This window comes from Arthrobacter sp. 49Tsu3.1M3 (genome assembly GCF_900168135.1).
Classification (GTDB): domain Bacteria; phylum Actinomycetota; class Actinomycetes; order Actinomycetales; family Micrococcaceae; genus Arthrobacter.
In genome coordinates, this window is record NZ_FUZD01000007.1 from 56,358 (window position 1) to 77,107 (window position 20,750).

General features: G+C 68.1%; 19 protein-coding genes. 11 read left to right on the forward strand and 8 right to left on the reverse strand.

Annotated elements, in window-relative coordinates; all coding sequences use genetic code 11:
* Positions 1-2: 2 nt before the first annotated feature.
* Both B5X90_RS10230 and B5X90_RS10235 read right to left on the reverse strand, forming a co-directional pair.
* On the reverse strand, positions 3-1,343 hold the full coding sequence (locus tag B5X90_RS10230; protein WP_079552604.1) for an MFS transporter: 1,341 nt from the start codon (positions 1,341-1,343) through the stop codon (positions 3-5).
* Between the two features lie 94 nt (positions 1,344-1,437).
* Positions 1,438-2,196 carry a LamB/YcsF family protein gene (locus B5X90_RS10235; protein ID WP_079552607.1) on the reverse strand — a complete coding sequence of 253 codons (759 nt, stop codon included), beginning with the start codon at positions 2,194-2,196 and terminating at the stop codon, positions 1,438-1,440.
* 106 nt (positions 2,197-2,302) lie between these two features.
* On the opposite strand from B5X90_RS10235, the gene B5X90_RS10240 reads away from it, so the two are divergent.
* The 5 genes from B5X90_RS10240 (at position 2,303) to B5X90_RS10260 (ending at position 7,172) form a co-directional block, all read left to right on the forward strand.
* Entirely contained in the window at positions 2,303-2,995 is a 693-nt protein-coding gene (locus B5X90_RS10240) for a GntR family transcriptional regulator (protein ID WP_079552609.1), read from the forward strand.
* Positions 2,996-3,169: 174 nt separating this feature from the next.
* Positions 3,170-4,195 (forward strand): LacI family DNA-binding transcriptional regulator, encoded by a 1,026-nt coding sequence (locus B5X90_RS10245; RefSeq protein WP_079552611.1) that lies wholly within the window; start codon positions 3,170-3,172, stop codon positions 4,193-4,195.
* 76 nt (positions 4,196-4,271) lie between these two features.
* On the forward strand, positions 4,272-5,192 hold the full coding sequence (locus B5X90_RS10250) for a ribokinase (RefSeq protein ID WP_179129102.1): 921 nt from the start codon (positions 4,272-4,274) through the stop codon (positions 5,190-5,192).
* Positions 5,193-5,253: 61 nt separating this feature from the next.
* Positions 5,254-5,724: an RpiB/LacA/LacB family sugar-phosphate isomerase gene (locus B5X90_RS10255; RefSeq protein ID WP_079552616.1), complete on the forward strand. Its 471-nt coding sequence runs from the start codon at positions 5,254-5,256 to the stop codon at positions 5,722-5,724.
* Between the two features lie 86 nt (positions 5,725-5,810).
* Complete coding sequence (locus B5X90_RS10260) at positions 5,811-7,172, forward strand: MFS transporter (protein WP_079552618.1); 1,362 nt, start codon at positions 5,811-5,813, stop codon at positions 7,170-7,172.
* 88 nt (positions 7,173-7,260) lie between these two features.
* Here the strand turns inward: B5X90_RS10260 and B5X90_RS10265 are convergent, their stop codons facing one another.
* Entirely contained in the window at positions 7,261-8,325 is a 1,065-nt protein-coding gene (locus B5X90_RS10265; RefSeq protein ID WP_079552620.1) for a LacI family DNA-binding transcriptional regulator, read from the reverse strand.
* Between the two features lies 1 nt (position 8,326).
* A complete protein-coding gene (locus B5X90_RS10270; protein WP_079552622.1) occupies positions 8,327-9,577 on the reverse strand; it encodes a Gfo/Idh/MocA family protein in 1,251 nt (416 codons plus the stop codon).
* Positions 9,578-9,734: 157 nt separating this feature from the next.
* Here B5X90_RS10270 and B5X90_RS10275 point away from each other — a divergent pair, with 157 nt between their 5' ends.
* The 6 genes from B5X90_RS10275 (at position 9,735) to galK (ending at position 17,692) form a co-directional block, all read left to right on the forward strand.
* The gene (locus B5X90_RS10275) at positions 9,735-10,691 is read left to right on the forward strand and encodes a carbohydrate ABC transporter permease (protein WP_179129103.1); all 957 of its coding nucleotides are present in this window, start codon (positions 9,735-9,737) and stop codon (positions 10,689-10,691) included.
* 12 nt (positions 10,692-10,703) lie between these two features.
* The gene (locus tag B5X90_RS10280) at positions 10,704-11,636 is read left to right on the forward strand and encodes a carbohydrate ABC transporter permease (protein WP_079552624.1); all 933 of its coding nucleotides are present in this window, start codon (positions 10,704-10,706) and stop codon (positions 11,634-11,636) included.
* Between the two features lie 70 nt (positions 11,637-11,706).
* On the forward strand, positions 11,707-13,047 hold the full coding sequence (locus tag B5X90_RS10285) for an ABC transporter substrate-binding protein (protein WP_079552626.1): 1,341 nt from the start codon (positions 11,707-11,709) through the stop codon (positions 13,045-13,047).
* A 108-nt stretch (positions 13,048-13,155) separates the two neighbouring features.
* Positions 13,156-15,321: an alpha-galactosidase gene (locus B5X90_RS10290; protein ID WP_079552628.1), complete on the forward strand. Its 2,166-nt coding sequence runs from the start codon at positions 13,156-13,158 to the stop codon at positions 15,319-15,321.
* 65 nt (positions 15,322-15,386) lie between these two features.
* Positions 15,387-16,523, forward strand: a complete 1,137-nt coding sequence (gene galT, locus B5X90_RS10295) for a galactose-1-phosphate uridylyltransferase (RefSeq protein ID WP_079552630.1) — start codon at positions 15,387-15,389, stop codon at positions 16,521-16,523.
* Positions 16,520-17,692, forward strand: a complete 1,173-nt coding sequence (gene galK, locus B5X90_RS10300; protein WP_079552632.1) for a galactokinase — start codon at positions 16,520-16,522, stop codon at positions 17,690-17,692. Before galT ends, galK begins: the two co-directional genes overlap by 4 nt.
* Before the next feature lie 68 nt (positions 17,693-17,760).
* On the opposite strand, the gene B5X90_RS10305 is transcribed toward galK, so the two are convergent.
* The 4 genes from B5X90_RS10305 to ureE all read right to left on the reverse strand — a co-directional run bounded on the left by B5X90_RS10305 (position 17,761) and on the right by ureE (position 20,742).
* Positions 17,761-18,603 (reverse strand): urease accessory protein UreD, encoded by an 843-nt coding sequence (locus B5X90_RS10305; protein WP_179129113.1) that lies wholly within the window; start codon positions 18,601-18,603, stop codon positions 17,761-17,763.
* 143 nt (positions 18,604-18,746) lie between these two features.
* Entirely contained in the window at positions 18,747-19,364 is a 618-nt protein-coding gene (ureG, locus tag B5X90_RS10310) for an urease accessory protein UreG (protein WP_079552638.1), read from the reverse strand.
* Positions 19,365-19,410: 46 nt separating this feature from the next.
* A complete protein-coding gene (locus B5X90_RS10315; protein WP_079552640.1) occupies positions 19,411-20,076 on the reverse strand; it encodes an urease accessory protein UreF in 666 nt (221 codons plus the stop codon).
* A 183-nt stretch (positions 20,077-20,259) separates the two neighbouring features.
* A complete protein-coding gene (gene ureE / locus B5X90_RS10320; RefSeq protein ID WP_079552642.1) occupies positions 20,260-20,742 on the reverse strand; it encodes an urease accessory protein UreE in 483 nt (160 codons plus the stop codon).
* Between the last annotated feature and the right edge of the window lie 8 nt (positions 20,743-20,750).

Consider the following 20,750-nt stretch of genomic DNA (forward strand, 5'->3'; position numbering starts at 1 on the left):
GCTCAGGCGCGGGCATCTTGCAGGAGCCGCTCTTCTTCCTCGGTCTGCGGGTTGCGCCCAATGGCCAGCCCGATCACCGTCACGATCGAGGCGACCGCGAGGTAGCCGGCGATCAGGAACCAGTTGCCGCTGACGGCGAAGAGGGCGGTGAAGACGAGCGGTGCGACGGCGCCGCCGATCACGCCGGCCAGGGTGTAGGCCAGCGAGCTGCCGGCGTAGCGCAACCGGGCCGGGAACTGTTCGGTGATGTAAGCAGCCTGCGGACCGTACATGAAGGCGTGGAACGCGAGTCCGATCACAATGCCGACGGTCAGCATGAAGACCGACTTGCCCTGGATCATGAGGAAGAACAATGGGATGTATGCGGCCGTTCCGACGGCGGCGACGCCGTAAACGAGGCGACGGTTGATGCGGTCCGTGAGGGCGCCCGCCGCCGGGATCAGGACCAGCTGGAAGGCCGAGCCGATCAGGATGGCGCTGAGGACGTTGCTGGTGGTCATGCCCAGCTCTTTGGTGGCATAGACGGCCATGAAGACGGTGAGCAGGGAGTACAGCACGTCCGGGCCGACGCGGCACAGGGCGGCCGAGACGAGGGCGCGCGGTTCCTTGGTGAAGACCTCCTTGATGGGGGCCTTGGGCTGTTCGCCGTGGGCCTTGATGGCCTTGAAGACGGGGGTTTCCTCGAGCTTCAGGCGGATCAGCAGGCCGAAGACCACCAGGATGGCCGAGGCGAGGAAGGCTACACGCCAGCCCCAGGAGAGGAAGTCTTCGTTGCTGAGCGTCGCGGCCAGCACGGCAAGGACGCCATTGGCCATCAGGTTGCCGGCGGGCGGACCGATCTGCGCGGCGGAGGACCAGAAGCCGCGCTTGCGGGGGTCGCCGAATTCGCTCGAGAGCAGCACCGCGCCGCCCCATTCGCCGCCAACGCCGATTCCCTGCGCCAGGCGCAGGAGCACCAGGATGGTGGGAGCGGCCAGGCCGATGGTGGCGTAACCCGGCAGCACGCCGATCAGCACGGTTGCGACGCCGATGAGCAGCAGGGTGGTCACGAGGACGTTCTTGCGGCCGATCTTGTCACCGAGCCGGCCAAAGATCACGCCACCGATGGGACGGGCGAGGTAGCCCACTGCAAAAGTCGAGAAGGACAGCAGCAGTCCGACGAATTCATCGTTGCCCGGGAAGAAGACCTTGGGGAACACCAGGGCCGAGGCCACGGAGTAGATCGCGAAGTCGTAGTACTCCAGCGAGGTGCCGGTGAGGCTCGCGACGTAGGCCTTGAGGGCGCCGGGCGGGAGCTTCCTCTTGCCGGCGGCCGGGGTGGCCTGATGCGGTGCTGCAGTCATGGTTTCCTCCAGGTGTGCGGGGTGCTGCCTGTTGCTTGGGTTTAAGTGCGGGTGGGCCCGGCGGAACCGGGGCGTGAAACGGTGAAGCTGCGGCCTAGACGAAGGCGGCGGTGGTGATGTCCGCGGCGTTGAGCGCTTCGCGGACGGCAGCGGCCATGGCGACGGCCCCCGGGGAGTCACCGTGCACGCAGATGCTTTCGGCGCGGATTTTCAGGATGGAGCCGTCGATGGTGCGGATGGCGGAATCGGTGGCCATCCGGAGGACATGCTCAGTGACGAGAGCGGGGTCCTCCAGCACGGCTCCGGGAAGCGTACGGGACACGAGGGTGCCGTCCGGGTTGTAGGCCCGGTCCGCGAAGGCTTCGGTCACCGCGCGGAGGCCGGCGGCCTCGGCCAGGCGCAGCACTTCCGAGCCCGGCAGGCCCAGGATGGGCAGGTTCGGGTCAACGGATTTCACGGCGTCGACGACGGCCTGCGCCTGGGCGGTGTGCGAGACGATCGCGTTGTAGAGGCCGCCGTGCGGCTTGACGTACTTGACCGTGCCGCCCTCGACGGCAGCCAGCGCCTGCAGCGCACCGATCTGGTAGACGACGTCGTCGGCCAGTTCGATCGGGTCGATGTCCAGGAAGCGGCGGCCGAAGCCGGCGAGATCGCGGTAGCCGACGTGGGCGCCGATCACGACGCCGGCGGCCACCGCCTCGCGGCAGGTCCGGCGGATGACGCTGGGGTCGCCCGCATGGAATCCGCACGCCACGTTGGCGCTGGAGACCGAGCGGAACATCGCCGAGTCGTCGCCTAGGGTCCAGCGGCCGAAGGATTCGCCGACGTCGCTGTTCAGGTCAATGGTTGCCATTTGTGATCCTCGTCTCATGATAGCCCCCTACTAGGATGCAACAATTTCTCCGATTGTTCAACAATCCGACGATTCAACATTGGGACAATCGTGTAGATTCGGCACTATGACGACTCCCGATGCAGCCGCCGGCTCCGCCCTCGGCGCAGCTGCGGCGCGGCTGCGCGTAGCCGTCCCCTCCGTGGCGGACCGGGTGGCGGCCGAGCTGCGCCTGCAACTGGCGGAGGGCCTGCTCCTGCCGGGAGCCCGTCTCACGGAGTCCACCATCGCCGAAGACCTGGGCGTCTCCCGCAACACGGTCCGCGAGGCCTTCGCCGAACTTGCGGCCGAGCGCCTGGTGGTCCGGCACCCCAACCGCGGCGTCTTCGTGGCCAGGCTCGAGGCCGGCGACATCCACGACGTCTACACCGTGCGCCGGGCCATTGAAGTCAGTGCGATCCGCGGCGGCGGGAGCCCGGAGCGCGTAGCCGCGGTCCGCGCTGCCGTTGAAGAGGGCAAAGCCGCTGCCGCCGCCAATGACGAGGAGGGCCTCGGCAGCGCCAACCAGCATTTCCATGGCGCGATCGTGGCCCTGGCGGGCAGCCGCCGGCTGGACACGATCATGTCCCAGGTGCTGGCCGAGATGCGCCTGTTCTTCCACAAGGCCACGGTGGACGCGCACTTCTACCGCGGCTACCTGCCGGACAACGAGGAAATCTGCACCGCCCTGGAAGCCGGGGACCTGGACCGCGCCGGCGAGCTGCTGCTGGCCTACTTGAACCGGTCCGAGGAGCGCCAGGCCGCCGTCCACGGCGCGTGAAGCCGGTCCGGCCGGCACCCTCCGCATCGTCAGGCACGTTGCGCGTCGCGGCCGGTTGAATCGCCTGCGCAGCCTGGCCGCAACCAGCCGTTGACAGATTGTGCCTGCCGTCACATAATGGTGGAACCGATTCCATGGAATCGATTCCATGAGTAAGCGCGAGAGGCGGCAGCAGTGACGGCACCATCCATCACCATCAAGGACGTGGCGGCACTGGCCGGCGTCTCCCCCGCCACGGCGTCCAGGGTGCTCTCCGGGAACCCGGCAACCTCCGCCGACTCCCGCCAGAAGGTGGCCGCCGCCGTCACCGAGCTGGACTTCCACCCCAATGCCCAGGCGCGCGCGCTCCGTTCCACCCGGACCAACGTCATCGGCCTGCTCGTTTCAGATGTCCGCAACCCCTTTTTCGCCGATCTGGCCCACGCCGCCGAGCAGGCCGCCCTCGCGGAAGGGCTGGTGACTTTGCTGGGAAACGCCAACGAGAGCATCCCGCAGCAGGACCGATACCTGGACACCTTCATTTCGCAGCGCGTGGACGGCATAATCGCCGCCCCACAGGGCGAAGGGAGCTCCAGCCTGCGCGCGCTGCTGGAACGTGAGATCCCCACGGTGTTCGTCGACCGGACCGTCGACGGCATCGACGTCCCCAGCGTGACCACAGACAGTGATGCCGGCATCCGCCAGGCTGTGGAGCATCTCGCCCGGCAGGGCCACGAACGCGTCGGCTATATCGCCGGGCCCCAGACCACGTCTACCGGGCGGGACCGGCTCAAGTCCTTCGCCCGCGCCGCCGGTGAGTTCGGGCTCAGCACCGACCCCGCCCTGACATATTTCGGCGACTTCCAGTCCGCCAGCGGCTCGGCCGGGGCGCACCACCTGCTGGGTCTCGCCCAGCCGCCGACCGCCCTGCTGGCAGCCGACAGCCCCATGGCCGTCGGGGCACTGGCCACTTTGAACCGGAAAGGCCTGCGCATCGGCCGCGACATGGCCCTCGTCGCCTTCGACGACATCGAATGGTTTTCCCTGCTTGATCCGCCGCTGACCGTCATCTCCCACGACGTGGAGGCGATGGGCCGCACCGCGGTCCGGCTGCTGCTCGAGGTGATCGATGGGCAGAAGCCGGCATCAGTCGTCCTCCCGAGCGAGCTCATTGTCCGTGCCTCCTCGGGAACCCCCGACGCGAGCCTGGGGCAGCCGTGACGGCAGCGCCCCTCAATTCCGCCCCTCTGTATTGCGGCTTGGGGCACCGTTCCGCACCACCGAAGGAGCAGGTCCAATGAGCACGGTTTTTGTGGTCGGAAGCCTCAATATCGACCAGAACATCCGCGTCAGCGCCCTGCCCCGGGCGGGCGAAACTGTCCGGGGCTCGGACGCAACGTACAGCCCCGGGGGCAAGGGCGGCAACCAGGCCGTCGCGGCCGCCCGGGCCGGCGCCGCAGTGAAGTTCACCGGCGCCGTCGGCGACGACGCCCATGGCCGGCGGATTCTTGAGGTCCTCGCCGGGGCCGGCATCGATGCCGGCCACGTGCGGGTCAGCGGCACCGCCGCCACCGGAACGGCGGTCATCGCCATCGACGACCAGGGCGAAAACCAGATCATCGTGAGTCCGGGCGCGAACGCCGGGCTTACCGCCGCCGACGTCGAAGCGGGACTCACCGCCCTCCAGGCCGGCGACGTCCTGGTCCTGCAGCTGGAAATCCCGACGGCGCTGGTCCGGCAGGCCGCGCGGACCGCGAAGAATCGCGGGGCCTTCGTCATCCTCAACGCCGCCCCGGCGCCCCGGCAGATCGAGGCGCTGTTCGACGACGTCGACCTCCTGGTGGTGAACGAACAGGAAATCCAGGTTCTGGCCGACCTCACCGGCCTGGCCGGAATCCAAGGAATCCACCGGGACCTGGTCACGTCGCTCCCGCCCGTCCTGGGGCCGGTCATCGTGTGCACCGCGGGCGCGGAAGGGTCCTTCACCGTCGTTGACGGCAGTTCCGTGCACGTTCCGGCGGCGAAAGTGGACGCCAGGGACACCACCGGAGCCGGCGACACGTTCGTGGGCTACCTCGCCGCGTCCCTCGCCGGCAGCGCCCGCGAGCTGCCCGCGGCAATGCTCCACGCCACCCGCGCCTCCGCTGTCGCCGTGACCCGCCCGGGCGCGATGGAATCGATTCCATGGCGCGATGAAGTAGATGAAGTATCGGCGTAGCCGCCAAACCACGCAACACCCCGTTTGAACGTCCGCACTAAGTCCCGCACGAAGGAGACCCATGAAAATCGCACTCGGCAACGACCACGCCGGCTTCCCCCTGAAATCGTTTGTCCAGACAGTCCTGGAGGATCTCGGCCACGAGGTCATCGACTGCGGCGCTCCCAGCGAGGCACCGGTCGATTTCCCGGACATCACCCGCGCCACCTGCGACCTGGTCCGCTCCGGCGAGGCCGAGCGCGCCGTCCTGGTCTGCGGCACAGGAGTCGGCGCCGTGATGGCGGCCAACAAGATCCCGGGCATCCGCTGCGCCCTGGGGCACGACGTCTATTCCGCCCACCAGAGCGTGGAGCACGACGACGCGAACGCCATCGCCATGGGCGCCTGGCTGATCGGCAGGGCCACCGCCAAGGAAGTCCTCCAGTCGTTCCTCGACGCGAAATTCGACAACGACGAGGACACCATCCGGCGGGTCCGGAAGCTGCGCGAAATGGAGCTCGAAGGCGCCAGGGAACTGGCCGCCGAAATCTGACCCGCCCGGCACCGCACGGCAAAGGTTTACCTGGCCTTCGGCACACCGCCCAAGGCTGTCCAGCAATATCAAAGGAGATATCCAACATGACGGCAGCAATCACGGACCGGCCGCGCCAGGCCGCCCACGGTTCACCCGGCAAGATCAAGACCGCCATGGCTTCGGCCGCAGGCACGTGCGTGGAAAATTATGACTTCGTCGCCTACGGCACGGCCGCCGCCCTGTACTTCGGCAAGGTTTTCTTCCCCAACACGGACCCCGTGGTCGGAACTCTTCTGGCCTTCGCCACCCTCGCGGTGGGCTTCCTGATGCGGCCCATCGGCGGGGCCGTGGGCGGCTACCTCGGCGACAAGTACGGCCGCAAGCCCGTGCTCGTCGGCGCACTGCTGACCATGGGCATCGCCACCGTCCTGATCGGCTGCCTCCCCACGTACGGGCAGGTCGGCATCCTCGCACCCATCCTGCTGGTCATCATCCGGATGATCCAGGGCCTGGCTTTCGGCGCCGAGTGGGGCGGCGCCGTCATGATGACGTTTGAGCACGCACCGTGGAAGAAGCGCGGACGTTTCGCCGCCATCCCGCAGGCGGGCAACCCGCTGGGCATCACCCTCGCCAACGCCGCCTTCCTGCTCTCCGCCTCGCTGCAGACCGACTGGGCCTGGCGCCTGCCGTTCCTCGCCAGCTCCATCCTGATCATCGTTGGCCTGGTGGTCCGGATGAAGCTTGAGGAATCCCCCGAGTTCGAACACACCAAGGCCATGGGCGCGATCGTCAAGAACCCCCTGGCCACCGTCTTCAAGAACGACTGGCGGAACATCCTGCGGGTGATCTCACTGCGCGTCGTGGAGAGCTGCGCCTACTACGTCACGGCCACCTACCTGCTCTCCTACATCACGAAGAACAACCCCGACGACCGGGCCGTCGGACTCACCGGAATTGTGATCGCGAGCCTTCTTGCCATCCCGGTCACGCTGACCGCCGGCGCGCTCACCGACCGCATCGGCCGCCGCAAGCTCTACCTCGGCGGAACCATCGCCGTCATCGTCTTCGGCTTCCCGATGTTCCTGCTCAGCAACACCGGCAACCCCTTCCTGATCGTGCTGGCGTTCGTGATCGGCATCGGCATCATCCACGCAACCTTCACCGGCACGCAGGGCGCCTGGTTCGCGGAACTGTTCCGGACCAACACCAGGACGTCCGGCGCCTCCATCGGATACCAGGTTGCCGCCTCAATTTCCGGATTCGCACCCTTCCTGGCCGTGCTCCTGGCCTCCATCTTCGGGTGGGCCGGCGGTGCCTCGCTGTACGTCCTGGTGGGTGTCATAGGCCTGATCGGCGTGCTGAACACCCGCGAAACCTGGGGCGCCAAGGAAAAGGCCGAAGTCGACGCCATCATTGCCGGCGAACCGGCGATTGCCGCCGCGGACCAGACGGCGGCGGCCCGCTAGCGGCACAGCAAAGGCCCGCAATAAACGTCCGACTGGGGCCGGCCTCTTGGAGGCCGGCCCCGGTCGCAGCAGTCTGCGGTATCCCGCGCTACTGTCCGGCCGCTACCGGAAGGGCGGGGGCGGGCACCGGCGCGCAGCCACAGGACGCGCGCAGGACCAGGTCCACGGGGAAGATCCTGTTCCGGGTCGGAGACACGCCGTCAAAGCCAATGAGCGCTTCGACGGCGGCCTCGGCCATGGCCTGGATGGGCTGCGCGACCGTGCTCAGCGGCGGCCAGCTGAACTCAGCCTCGGCCGAGCCGTCGAAGGAGAAGACCGCCAGGTCCTCCGGGACCCGCAGGCCGGCCTCGGACATCGCTCTCAGCAGGCCGACTGCCTGCAGGTCGGAACTGACAAACACGGCGGTGGGGCGGTCCGCGGCCGCGACCAGCCGCTGCCCGGCCCGGTAGCCGCCCTGCCGGTCGAAGTCACAGCGCAGAATGGGCCCCTCTGGGAGGCCGGCCTCCGCGAGCCCCTGCTGCCACCCGACCTCGCGGGCATCCAGATCATTGCCGGCGTTCATGCCCATGACCAGTGCGATGTTGCGGTGGCCGTGGCCCACCAGGTGCTCGACGGCACGCCGGGAGCCTTCCAGCAGCTCCACGCCGACCGAGTTGAAGCCCGGCACCTCGGTGCTGTGGTTGAGCAGCACGGCGGGGATCTCCGAATGCTCCAGCTCGGTCAGGTCGGGTTCGAACAGCACGCTGGAGAGGAAGACCCCGTCAACGCGGCGGCTCGCGAGGTTCCTGACCTGGCGGCGCTCATTGGCCGCCGATCCGCCCGAGTTCGCCAGCAGCAGGGCATAGCCGCGCGCCGCCGCGGCTTCCTCCACAGCGCGGGCCAAAGTGGCGAAGAAGGGGTTGGTGGTGTCCGGGACCACCATGCCGAGCATCTCGCTGGAACCAAGTTTCAGTGCCCTCGCAGCAGCGTTCGGACGGTACCCCAGGGCGCTGATGGCCTCGCGGACCTTCGCGGCCGTCACCGGGGAGACCCGCTTGGGGCCGCCGTTCACCACATAGCTGACGACGGCGGTGCTGACGCCCGCCAGCCTGGCCACGTCTTTTCGGGTGATCGTGGGCCTGGCGGAGGCGGGCGAGTGTGGCACAGTGACCATGCTACCGCCGGAGTTCCCCGGCAAAGCCCTCCTCGTTGGTTCCCTGCGCGGGCAGCCGGACGGGGGCGTCGCCGTGGTCCGGCACGGGCAACCGCTCCCCGCCGCGGAGGGCGGACTCGTGCGCCACGATCCCCGGCAGCGTGTAGCGGGCGGCTTCCCAGGCGTTGACGGGCGGGAGCGTTCCCGTGTCGACGGCCGTGGCAAAGTCGTCCACCAGGAAGTGGTGGCTGCCCTCGTGCCCGTTGTGAAGTCCGCGGAACTCGGCCGGAAGCCGGCCGGCGTCGTGCACGGCGGCCAGCCCGGAGCTGAAAGCGTCCCGCAGGGCCGGCGCGACCCCGGCCAGCGCCGGATCGTCCGCGGCGAGCGTGGCCCGGGTGGCCAGTTCGTCGCTGACATCGGTCACGGACTCCTTGTCCTGCCACACACTGACCAGGGCCAGCTGCTCGAAGCTGGCTTCGGTGCCGAAGTAGCGGAACCGGCTTTCGCGCAGGTGGGAGGGGTAGCCGACGCGGCGCATCTCGTTGATGCGCATGGACCCGCCGGTTGAAAGCTCGAACAGGGCGGTGGCATTGGAGAAGTCGTTGCCGAACATGCTGACGTCCTTGTCGAACACACCGTCCCCGCGCTCGTCGGGGACGCCAATGCAGCTGACGCTGACGGCATGGCCGCCGATCGCACCCAGCACCCCTCCGGTGGAGTGGGTCGGGTACAGCATGGGCGGGTAGCTGGCGGTGCTCTTCCAGTCCTCACCGCCGCTGTACTGGTAGGCCTCGTAGAAGCCGAGATCCATGTCGTGGACGTAGTCGCCCTCGGCGTAGAAGATGCGGCCAAAGGCGCCTTCAGCCTTGCGCTTGCGGGCGTAGACGGTGGCGGGGTTGTAGTAGCTTGTCTCGCCCATCATGTAGGTCAGGCCCGTCTCCCGGACGGCCTCGATGATCCGGGCGATCTCGTTCTCGCTGATGGCCATCGGCACTGCCGAATACACATGCTTGCCCGCCCGGAGCGCCTGCAGCACCAGCGGGCCGTGCGTCCAGCGCTGGGTGAAGATCGCCACGGCGTCGAGGCCGCCGTCGAGCATGGCCTCAAAGCTGGGATAGGTCCCCGCGAGGCCGAGCCGCTCCCGGAGGGCCTCGGCCCGTTCCGGCAGGACGTCGGTGACATGGACTTCTGAAATCGCGGGATGGGCGTCGAAGAGTTTGGCGAAGGCGCCTGCGAACTGTCCGGCGCCGACGATGCCTAGTGAGAAAGTCATGCACGCAAGTTTCACACCAGTTTCTACTCGAGTCAATAGCTGATGACGAGCAGAAAGTTTCCGCCCGGAAACATAAAAGAAACGGTTGCGCATTGGAAAGTTACTCGTGTAGATTCAAGCCTCAGTTGTAATCCACGTCACAGCGGAGGAACCACCAATGACCACCACAACTGCCCGCGGAGCCGTTCCGGCCCGCAAGGCGCCCGGCACGGGAACGGGCAATGCTGCCCCCCGCCGCCGGCGCCGAACCCGCAGCGACCTGAGGGTCGCCCTTCTCTTCATCGCCCCGGCCCTGCTCGGCTTCGTTGCCTTCTACCTGGTGCCGAGCATCCGGGGCGTCTATCTCAGCTTCACCGAGTACAGCGTGCTGGGAGATCCCACCTGGATCGGCACTAAGAACTACACCGCGATCTTCGCGGACGATCTGTTCTGGAACGCCATGGCCGTGACGGTCCAGTACGTGGCACTAAACATCGGCTTCCAGACCGCCATCGCGCTCGGACTTGCCCTGCTGATGCACAACGTCGCCAAGTCGACCTTCATCCGTGGCGCCCTGCTGCTGCCCTTCCTCGTGGCCAACGTGATCGTCGCGCTGTTGTGGTTCTGGATGCTCGACTACCAGCTGGGCATCGTCAACGAAATCATCAACTGGATGGGCCTGCCGCGCATCGCCTTCTTCGGCAGCGAACAATGGGCCATCCCCACCATCGCGGGCGTCAACGTCTGGCGCCACATGGGCTACACGGCCCTGCTGATCTTCGCCGGCCTGCAGTCCATCCCCAACCACGTGTACGAGGTCGCCTCGCTCGACGGCGCCTCCCCGACCCGGACCTTCTGGAGCATCACGATGCCGCTCCTGCGCCCCGTGCTGGTGCTGGTCCTGGTGGTCACCGTGATCGGCTCCTTCCAGGTCTTCGACACCGTGGCCGTGACCACCGGCGGCGGCCCGATCAATGCCTCCCGCGTCATCCAGATGTACATCTACCAGAAGGCCTTCGGTGAATCCGACTTCGGCTACGCCTCGGCCCTGTCCGTCATTCTCTTCGTCATTCTCGCTCTTGTGGCCTTCGTCCAGATGAAGTTCCTCAAGGGCAACGAATCGGATCTGGACTAAGGAACCCCAGCCATGACTACCTCCGCCCCTTCCCGCAAGAAGCCCGCCACCACCGTTCCCGCTCCCAGGAAGCCGGTCAACTGGCGCCGCGTCGGCGCCTGGGCCCTCGTCGCCGTCGCCGTCGTCGTGACGATCGCGCCGTTCCTCTGGATGCTCCGCACCGCACTGTCCAGCAACGCCTCCCTGGCCTCGAACGCCAGCAACCTGCTGCCGGCCGACTTCAGCCTCGGCGCCTTCAAGCGGGTCCTGGGGCTGCAGAGCCCCGAGGAAGCCATCGCCGAGGGCGGCTCCGGCGCCGCTATCAACTTCTGGCTGTACCTGCGGAACTCCGTCATCTTCGCCACCGTCACCACCGCCGGGCAGGTGTTCTTCAGCGCGATGGCCGCCTACGCCTTCTCCCGGCTCCGCTGGCCGGGCCGGAATGTGGTGTTCGGCCTGTTCCTGGCCACCATGATGGTCCCGCCGATCTTCACAGCCCTGCCCAACTTCCTGATGATCAAGAACCTCGGCCTGCTCAACACCTTCGCCGGCCTGGCCCTGCCGTTCCTGTTCATGACCCCCTTCGCCATCTTCTTCCTACGCCAGTTCTTCCTCTCCATGTCCCGGGAGGTGGAAGAGGCCGCCATGCTCGACGGCGCCAAGCACGTGCGGATCTTCTTCCAGATCGTGCTCCCGAACGCCGCGGCGCCGCTGGCCACGCTGGCGCTGCTCACCTTCATCGGCCAGTGGAACGAGTACTTCTGGCCGCTGCTTGTGGGCCAGGACGAAAGCGTCCGCGTCCTTACCGTGGGCCTGGGCGTCTTCAAGTCCCAGTCCCCGCAGGGCGCCCCCGACTGGTCCGGCCTGATGGCCGCAACCCTGATCGCGGCCTTGCCCGTCCTCCTGCTCTTCATCGCCTTCGGCAAGCGGGTGGTCAACTCCATCGGCTTCTCCGGCATCAAATAACCCCGACCCAACACGCACTCCCCCGTCAACAAGCGTTCCCCCAAATAAGCATTTCCATGAAAGGTCCACCATGAAGAAGACCCTAGGCGCCGTCGCTGCCGCCGCAGCCATCGCCATCTCCCTCTCCGCCTGCGGCGGGTCCGCCCCGGCCTCCACCGAGGCCAAGGGCGAAATCAACTACTGGCTGTGGGACGCCAACCAGCTCCCGGCCTACAAGCAGTGCGCGGACGATTTCACCAAGGCCAACCCGGATATCAAGGTCAAGATCACCCAGCGCGGCTGGGACGACTACTGGACCACGCTGACCAACGGCTTCGTCGCCGGCACCGCCCCCGACGTCTTCACCAACCACCTCTCGAAGTACCCCGAGTACGCCGCGAAGAAGCAACTGCTTCCCCTCGACGAGGCAGTGGCCAAGGACGGCATCAAGCTGGAGAGCTACACCAAGGGACTCCCCGAGCTCTGGGTGGGCCAGGACGGCAAGCGCTACGGACTGCCCAAGGACTGGGACACTGTGGGCCTCTTCTACAACAAGGCCATGACGGACTCCGCGGGCCTGACCGCCGAGCAGATGGCCAACCTGGACTGGAACCCGCAGGACGGCGGCAGCTACGAGAAGGCAATCGCGCACCTGACTGTGGACAAGAAGGGCGTGCGCGGCGACGAGGCAGGCTTCGACAAGAACAACGTGGCCGTCTACGGCCTCGGCCTGGCCGGGAGCGGCTCCGGGCAGGGCCAGACCGAGTGGAGCTTCCTCAGCGCCACCACCGGCTGGAACGCCACGGACAAGAACCCCTGGGGCACCAAGTTCAACTACGACGACCCCAAGTTCCAGGAGACCATCGCCTGGTGGGCCGGACTGACCGAGAAGGGCTACATGCCCAAGCTCGAAACCACCGTCGGCGCCAGCCTGGCGGACAACTTCGGCGCCGGCAAGGCTGCCATCAACACCACCGGTGACTGGCTGATCGGCCAGTACCAGAGCTACAAGGGCGTGAAGACCGCGTTCGCCCCCACCCCGAAGGGCCCCGACGGCAAGCGCGCCAGCATGTTCAACGGCCTGGCCGACTCCGTCTGGGCAGGCACCAAGAACCCGGCAGCCTCGGTCAAGTGGGTCGAATACCTTGCCTCCACCGCCTGCCAGGACGTCGTAGCCTCCAAGGCCGTCGTGTTCCCGGCACTCACCAGCTCCTCCGACAAGGCAGCCGAAGCGTTCAAGGCCAAGGGCACCGACGTCTCCGCCTTCACCACCCACGTCAAGGACGGAACCACATTCCTGTTCCCGATCGCGGATAAGGCAGCCAAGGTGGACGGCATCATGAAGCCCGCCATGGACGCCGTCCTCTCCGGCAAGAAGCCTGCCAGCTCCCTCACCGAAGCCAACGACCAGGTCAACGCCCTCTTCAAGTAGGCCTCCGAAGCCACAGCCGCCAGCCACGGCGGCGCCCGGTGCGCGGGATCTCCCGCCGGGATCCCGCGCACCAGCACCTGACTTCCGCACAACTGAAAGCGAATCCCCATGCACCCCGTGCACCTGCGTTCTGCCGGCACCAGCCTCCTGCTGGCCTTCGACTCCGGCGAGGCCGAGATCGTCCATTGGGGCGCCGACCTCGGGGAGAACCTCCCCGATCTGGCGATCCTCCGCGGGCCCGTCCCGCACTCCGCCCTCGACATTCCCGTCACCGCCGGGCTGCTCCCGCAGGCATCTTCCGGCTGGGCCGGGCGGCCCGGGCTGCGCGGGCACCGGAACGCCGACGGCGGCCCCGGCCTGGACTTCTCGCCGGCCCTGCGGGTGGTTGCCGCCCGGATGCAGGACGGCGGCCGCGCGGTGGTGATCATCCACCGGGACCCCGAGGCCGGCCTGGAAATCAGTTCCGAACTCACCCTGCACCCCGGCGGCCTCCTGGAGCTGGCTCACACGCTGACCAACAGCGGCACGGCCGAATACCAGCTCGACGAACTCGCCACTGTGCTGCCGGTCCCGCGGGACGCCACGGAACTGCTCGACCTCACCGGACGCTGGTGCCGCGAAAACCACCCGCAGCGGCACGCCGTCCAGCAGGGCACCTGGGTCCGCACCGGCCGGCACGGCCGGACCGGCCACGACTCGTCCCTGCTGGTGGCAGCCGGGACCGCCGGCTTCGCCAACCGCACAGGCCAGGTCTGGGCCACGCACCTGGGCTGGAGCGGCAACCACGAGCAGTACCTCGACAGCCTCGCGGACGGCCGGCGCATGCTCGGTGCCGCCGAGCTACTCGGCTCCGCCGAAGTGGTGCTGCGCCCCGGCGGCAGCTACCGGACGCCGTCGCTCTATGCCGCGTACTCCGGCCGCGGCCTGGACGGCATCACCGAGGCCTTCTACCACTGGTTCCGTGCCCGGCCGCAGCACGTGGACACCACCTCCGGCCGGGTCCGCCCCGTGGTGCTGAACACCTGGGAGGCCGTCTACTTCGACCACCGCCTCGAGCCCCTGCTCGAACTCGCCGAAGCGGCCGCCGGGCTCGGCGTGGAACGCTTCGTCCTCGACGACGGCTGGTTCCGCGGCCGCCGCGATGACCACGCGGGCCTTGGCGACTGGTACGTCGACGAGGGTCTGTGGCCTGCAGGCCTGACGCCGCTGATCGACGCGGTCACCGGCCACGGCATGGAGTTTGGGCTGTGGGTGGAGCCGGAGATGGTCAACCTGGACTCCGACGTCGCCCGCGAGCACCCGGACTGGATCGTGGGCCCGTCGGTGCTTTCCCACAAGGACGGCGGCCGGCTGCCGCACGCCTGGCGCCATCAGCACGTCCTGGACCTCGCCAACCCGGAGGCCTGGCAATACATCTACGGCCGCCTCGATGCCCTCTTGCGCGAGAACAACATCGCCTACCTCAAATGGGACCAGAACCGCGACCTCACCGAACACGGCCGCGGCGGCCGCCCCTCCGTCCACGAGCAGACGCTGGCCGCCTACCGCCTCTTCGACGCGCTCAAGGCAGCCCACCCGGACGTGGAGATCGAAAGCTGCTCCTCCGGCGGGGGCCGCGTGGACCTCGGCATCCTGCAGCGCACCGACCGGGTGTGGGCCTCGGACTGCAACGACGCCCTCGAGCGCCAGACCATCCAGCGCTGGACCCAGGCCGTCCTCCCGCCCGAACTCGTCGGATCACATATCGGCCCCACCACCTCGCACACCACGGCCCGCACCCACGACATCTCCTTCCGCGCCATCACCGCCCTCTTTGGCCATTTCGGCATGGAGTGGGACATCCGCGCAGCCACGGACGAGGAACGGGCCACGCTGCGCCGCGCCATCGCGCTCTACAAGCGCCACCGCGCACTGCTCCACTCCGGCAAGCGCGTCAACGCGGACACCGCCGAGCCCACCCTGAGCGTCCACGGTGTAGTTGCACACGACGCCGGCGAGGCCCTGTTCGCTGCCGTGTCCCTGGCCTCCGCCCCGGCCGAGGTCCCCGGACTGGCCTCACTGCCGGGCCTTGACCCGAAGCGGAACTACCGCGTCCGGGCCGAACTGCCTACCCCTCTCGACGCCGACTACGCGCACACCTTCACCCAGATCCGGCCACCCGCCTGGCTGGAAGACGGGGCCGTTGCCACCGGCGCCTTCCTGCAGCACGTCGGCCTGCCCCTGCCGGTCCTGAACCCGGAGCACGCCCTGCTCCTCCACGTCCAGGCCCTCTGACCGTCCGGTCCCGCCCCTGCTTCCGGGTCGGGCACCGCACGTCCCCTCACTTTCGAAGGAACCCCATGACCAGCATCATCAGCCGCAGCGACGCCCCGGCGTCGGTGTCCGCGGTGACCAGCACGCGCCTCGCCGACGGGCGCGAACTCCTGTATTTCGACGACACGTCCCATCCCCTTCCGCACCCGTCGAGGGACCGCCGCGACCTTCCCGAGCGCGGCCCGGCCGGGGAAATCCGCTACGACGCGCTGACCGGGGAATGGGTGGCGGTCGCCGCGCACCGGCAACACAGGACGCATCTTCCGCCGGCGGACGAGTGCCCGCTCTGCCCGAGCACCGACGCGCGGCCCTCGGAGATCCCGGCGGATTACGACGTCGCCGTGTTTGAAAACCGCTTCCCCTCGCTCGGTCCGGATCTCGCCGCCGCCCCGGCAGCGCCGGGCTGGGGAACCCGAGGGACCGCCGGCGGCCGGTGCGAGGTCGTAGCCTTCACGCCCGAGCACACCGGGACCTTCGCCGCACTCAACACCCGGCGGGTGCGCACCGTGATCGACGCCTGGGCGCACCGCACCGAGGCCCTGAGCGCGCTGCCCGGCGTGGCGCAGGTGTTCTGCTTCGAGAACCGCGGCCAGGACATCGGCGTGACACTGCATCATCCGCACGGCCAGATCTACGCCTACCCCTACATCACGCCGAGGTCCGCGGTGATGGCCGCGGCCGCCCGGCAGTTCCATGAGGCGGCGGGCAGGACCGCCACCCTGACCGGGACGATTTTGGCGAGCGAACGTGCCGACGGCGCCCGGATGGTGCTCGAGGGCGAATACTTCAGCGCCTACGTGCCGTTCGCGGCGCGCTGGCCGCTGGAAATCCATCTGATCCCGCACCGCCAGGTTCCGGACCTCGCCGCGCTGACCGGTGCCGAGCGTGACGAGCTCGCCATCCTGTATCCGGACCTGCTGGGCCGCCTCGACAGGCTCTACGGCAGCCCGACACCGTATATCAGCGCCTGGCACCAGGCCCCCCTTGACCCGGTGCTGCGCCGGTCCGGGTACCTGCACCTGCAGCTCACCTCCCCCCGGCGGGCCGCGGACAAACTCAAGTTCCTGGCCGGCTCCGAGGCCGCCATGGGCGCCTTCATCAACGACACCACACCCGAAGAGGTCGCGGCCCGGCTCCGGGACGCCAGGACAGGAACGGCATGACCACCACCGACACCACAGGAACGGCCCTGGCGGACGCGCTGGCCCGCGCCTTCGCCGGCCACTTCGGCCACGACGCCGACGGCGTGTGGCAGGCGCCGGGTCGGGTCAACCTGATCGGCGAGCACACGGACTACAACGACGGCCGTGTCCTGCCGTTCGCCATCAACCGCACCACCACCGTGGCCGTGGCGGCCCGAGCGGACCGCACCGTGCGGCTGGCCTCGGCGTTCGCGGCCGCTGACCCGGTCGAATTCGATCTCGATACCTTCGCCCCGGACCAGGCGGCCGGCTGGTCCGCGTACCCGGCCGGAGTGGCCTGGGAGCTGGAACGTACCGGCATCACGGTGCCGGGCTTTGACCTGTACGTGACCTCCGACGTCCCGGTCGGCGCCGGGCTGTCCTCCTCCGCCGCCCTGGAATGCGCCGTCGCGTTGGCCCTGTCGGACCTCACCGGGGCGGGCCTGGGCCGAGCCGAACTGGCGGACATCGGGCGGCGTGCCGAAAACAACGTCGTCGGCGCCCCCACCGGGATCATGGACCAGTCCGCGTCGATGCTCGGCACCCGGGATTGCGCGGTCTACCTGGACTGCCGCGACCTCAGCTCCCGCCCGGTGCCGCTCGGACTGGAGGAGTCCGGGCTTCTCTGCCTGGTGATCGACACCAAGGTCTCGCACGCCCATGCCACCGGCGGGTACGCCGAACGCCGGTCTTCCTGCGTCCGCGGCGCCCGGGCCCTGGGCGTCACCGCCCTTCGCGACCTCGGTGCCGCCGATCTGCCCCGGGCCGGGCGCATCCTCGACGACGTGACGTTCCGCCGGGTCCGGCACATCGTCACCGAGAACGAACGGGTCGCCCGGACCGCGGAACTGCTCACGACCCACGGGCCGCTGGCCATCGGAGACCTGCTGGACGCCAGCCACCGCTCCATGCGGGACGACTTCGAAATCTCCTGCCCGGAACTCAACCTGGCCGTTGACACCGCGCGCGCCAACGGGGCCATCGGGGCCCGGATGACCGGCGGCGGGTTCGGCGGCTCCGCCATCGCCCTGGTTCCAGTGGACGACGCCGATCAGGTCCGGTCCGCGGTCCTGGCCGGCTTCGCCGCCCGCGGGCTGCAGGCACCCGATGTCTTCGCCGTCCTGCCGGCAGAGGGGGCGCGCCGGCTGTGATCAGGCCGCCGGCCGGGTGCTCAGCGCCGGAAGCCGGCGCAGCGCGGCCCTCTGCTGGGTCCCGGCCATCAGTACTTCCTCAGATCCAGCGGGTCCTGGCCGTACCAGCGCTTGCGCAGCAGGGCGGTGGCTGCTCCCAGAACACACCTCAGTTCCTCCGTGCTGTTCGAGAGCGATCTCAGCACCAGCCCGGCCGTACCCAGCACGGCGGCGGTGAGCGAGATGCCGGTATGGGCGCCGAGCCCGGCCGTGATCTCGTGGAGTTCGTCGGCAAGGGCTTGGTCCACCCGCGGGTCCACCACGATCAGCGACCCCAGATGGCTAAAGCCCTCCATGAACGCCAGGCCCGTCACATCGCCCAGGGGCGGCCGGATGAGCACGTTGTCCAGGGCCAGCAGCCCGCCCGCGTCCCCGACGGACGCCTCCGACTCGACCCGGATCTCGGTCCGCAACCGCAGCTCCTCGTACCGGAACGAGGCCCCGTCCGGCGACCACCCCGGGGTCACAATTTCGGCCATGATGAGGCTCGACGACGGCCGCACCGCCACGTACGTATTCTGCCGGTAGCTGGCCTCCCGGTAGGCGATCACCTGATCCGGGGCGAGCTCCAACTGTGCACCCTCACCGAGCCGCAGCCGCATCCGCTGTTCGGCAAAGGATCCCGGAGTCCGGTAAATCTTGGTGGCCGACTGCGTGGCGAGCAGCAGCTTCGCCCCATCGGCCACCTCCACGTCAATCACGTAGAGATCTGCCCCCAAATACGCCCCGCCCGGATTGACGAGCACATAACAAACCTGCCCGCTGCCATCCAAGTAATGCGGGCGCAAAACCCTCAGGGCCCCCCGATGGAACTGATGCGTGGCAACAGAACGTCCTGCACGCTTGGCCACCACGAGTTCGAGCTGACCCATCGGTTCCCGGGCGGTCTGGTTGGCTCCGGCGGCTTCGCCGGATTTGGGGCCGTGCCCGCTTCGCGGTGCCCGCCACGCCGCGGCCCCAAAATCCGGCCTCGCCGCCTCAGAGGTTAGCTCGCCGGGGCTGACCCCGAGTGCGCTCATGGCGCCAGGTCGAGCATCAGGACGTCCCGCCGCACCCAGTCGATGACGCGGTCCAGTCCTTCATCCGTCTTGAGGTTCGTGAAGCAGAACGGCTTCTCGCCCCGGAATTCTTTGGAGTCCCGCTCCATGACGGCCAGGTCCGCACCCACGTGGGGGGCGAGGTCGGTCTTGTTGATGATGAACAGATCGGACTTGATCATGCCCTGGCCGGCCTTGCGGGGGATCTTCTCACCCTGGGCCACGTCGATGATGTAGATGGAAAAGTCCACCAGTTCGGGGCTGAACGTCGCGGAGAGGTTGTCGCCGCCGGATTCCACGAAGATCACTTGCAGGTCAGGATGCCGCTGCTTCAGTTCCTCGATGGCGGCCGTATTCATGGACGTGTCTTCGCGGATGGCGGTGTGCGGGCAACCGCCGGTTTCGACGCCGATGATCCGGTCGACAGGCAGGATCCCGTTGGCGGCGAGAATCTTGGCGTCCTCGATTGTGTAGATGTCGTTGGTGATGGCCGCCATGGAGATCTGCCGGCTCATGTGACGGGTGAGCCGCTCCACGAGTTGGGTCTTGCCGGCACCCACCGGGCCGCCGATGCCGATCTTGACGGGCTCAGACATATTCTCCTCCAGACATATTTCGTAAAGCATTTTTTGTACAGATCAGTCAACTCATGAACATGCGGGCGCGCTGGCGTTCGTGCCGCATTTGCGAAATTTCCAGCCCGGGGCTGACGGCCCCAAAGTCATCAGGCGTGAGATGGCTGACCCGCTCGATAGCGGCGGCAACGCCGTCGGCTGCCTTCCGCAGGATCCGCTGGCCGGCGTTCTGCCCCAGGGGGATCGCCCGGACGGCGTTCTGCGTCAACGACGTCACCCCGGCGAACAGGTAAGCGGCGAGGGCCTCGGTGAGCGGTACATTCAAGGACCGGGCGACGACGGCGAACGCCAGCGGCTGATGCCCGGCGGCCCGGCCGGAACCCACCAGTTCCCGGTACTCCGCCAGATCCGCGGACGGAAAGATCTCGGCGCCGATCTCCAGCAGACGTCCGCCCATCTTGATGCTGGCCTCGCGCAACTGCCGTGGCAACAACTGCGCGGTCAACAACGCATCCAGTTCGGCAACCGGAACATCCTCATAAAGGAACCGGATGGCCAGGGCATCCGAGTACGTCAGCTGCTGTGAAATGAACGCCGCCAGCCACACCCCAAAGGACTCCTCATCGTGCACCAGCCCGCGCTCCACATACGTCTCAAACCCCAGCGAGTGAGCAAACGCACCAGTAGGCAAAGCGGAATCCGTCAGCTGCTGCAACGCCAGCTGGTAATGCATCACTGGATGTCCCCAACGGCGAGGCCGCAAGCCGCCGACCCGGATTTTGGGGCCGCGGCGTGGCGGGCACCGCGGTGGGCCCACTGCCGCGAGGGCCCCGACTCGAGCTTGCGAGAGTTGGGAGCGGCTGGGGACGGGCACGGCCCCAAATCCGGGGCGGCGCCCCAGCCGCGGAAGAGAAAACTAGTGCGAGTGTTCGGCATGGCGGAAGGGGACGGGCATCACGCGCTCCTGCCGGTTGTAGGGCGCTCCGACGTGTTTGAGATAGTCCTCCACGGTGTGGTCGTACTGGCAGACCATCACCTCCGCCCCGTACTCCGAGGAAGCGTCGAAGAACTGGGCCTGCAGGTGCCGGTTGCCCAGGGAGTGCGCCACCACGCCCATCTCGTGGATGGAGCGCGGGGCGATCACCAGGACGTCGGTGGGCAGCACCGACACCACGATCATGTTGGTCCCGGCCACGTGCAGGATGTCGCCGTCGCGCAGGTCCCCGGAACCGGCGGGGAGCCGGATGCCGAGTTCCTTCCCGTGGTCGGTGGTGACGCGCTGGATGCGTTTGACCAGCTGGGCGCTGGGCAGCACCACCTTTTCCCGGTGGAGCCCAAAGTAGGGGTCCGGACCGGGCGGGAGGTCGTGGGTGTTGCCGAGGACCTTTTCGATGATCATGGTGGTCT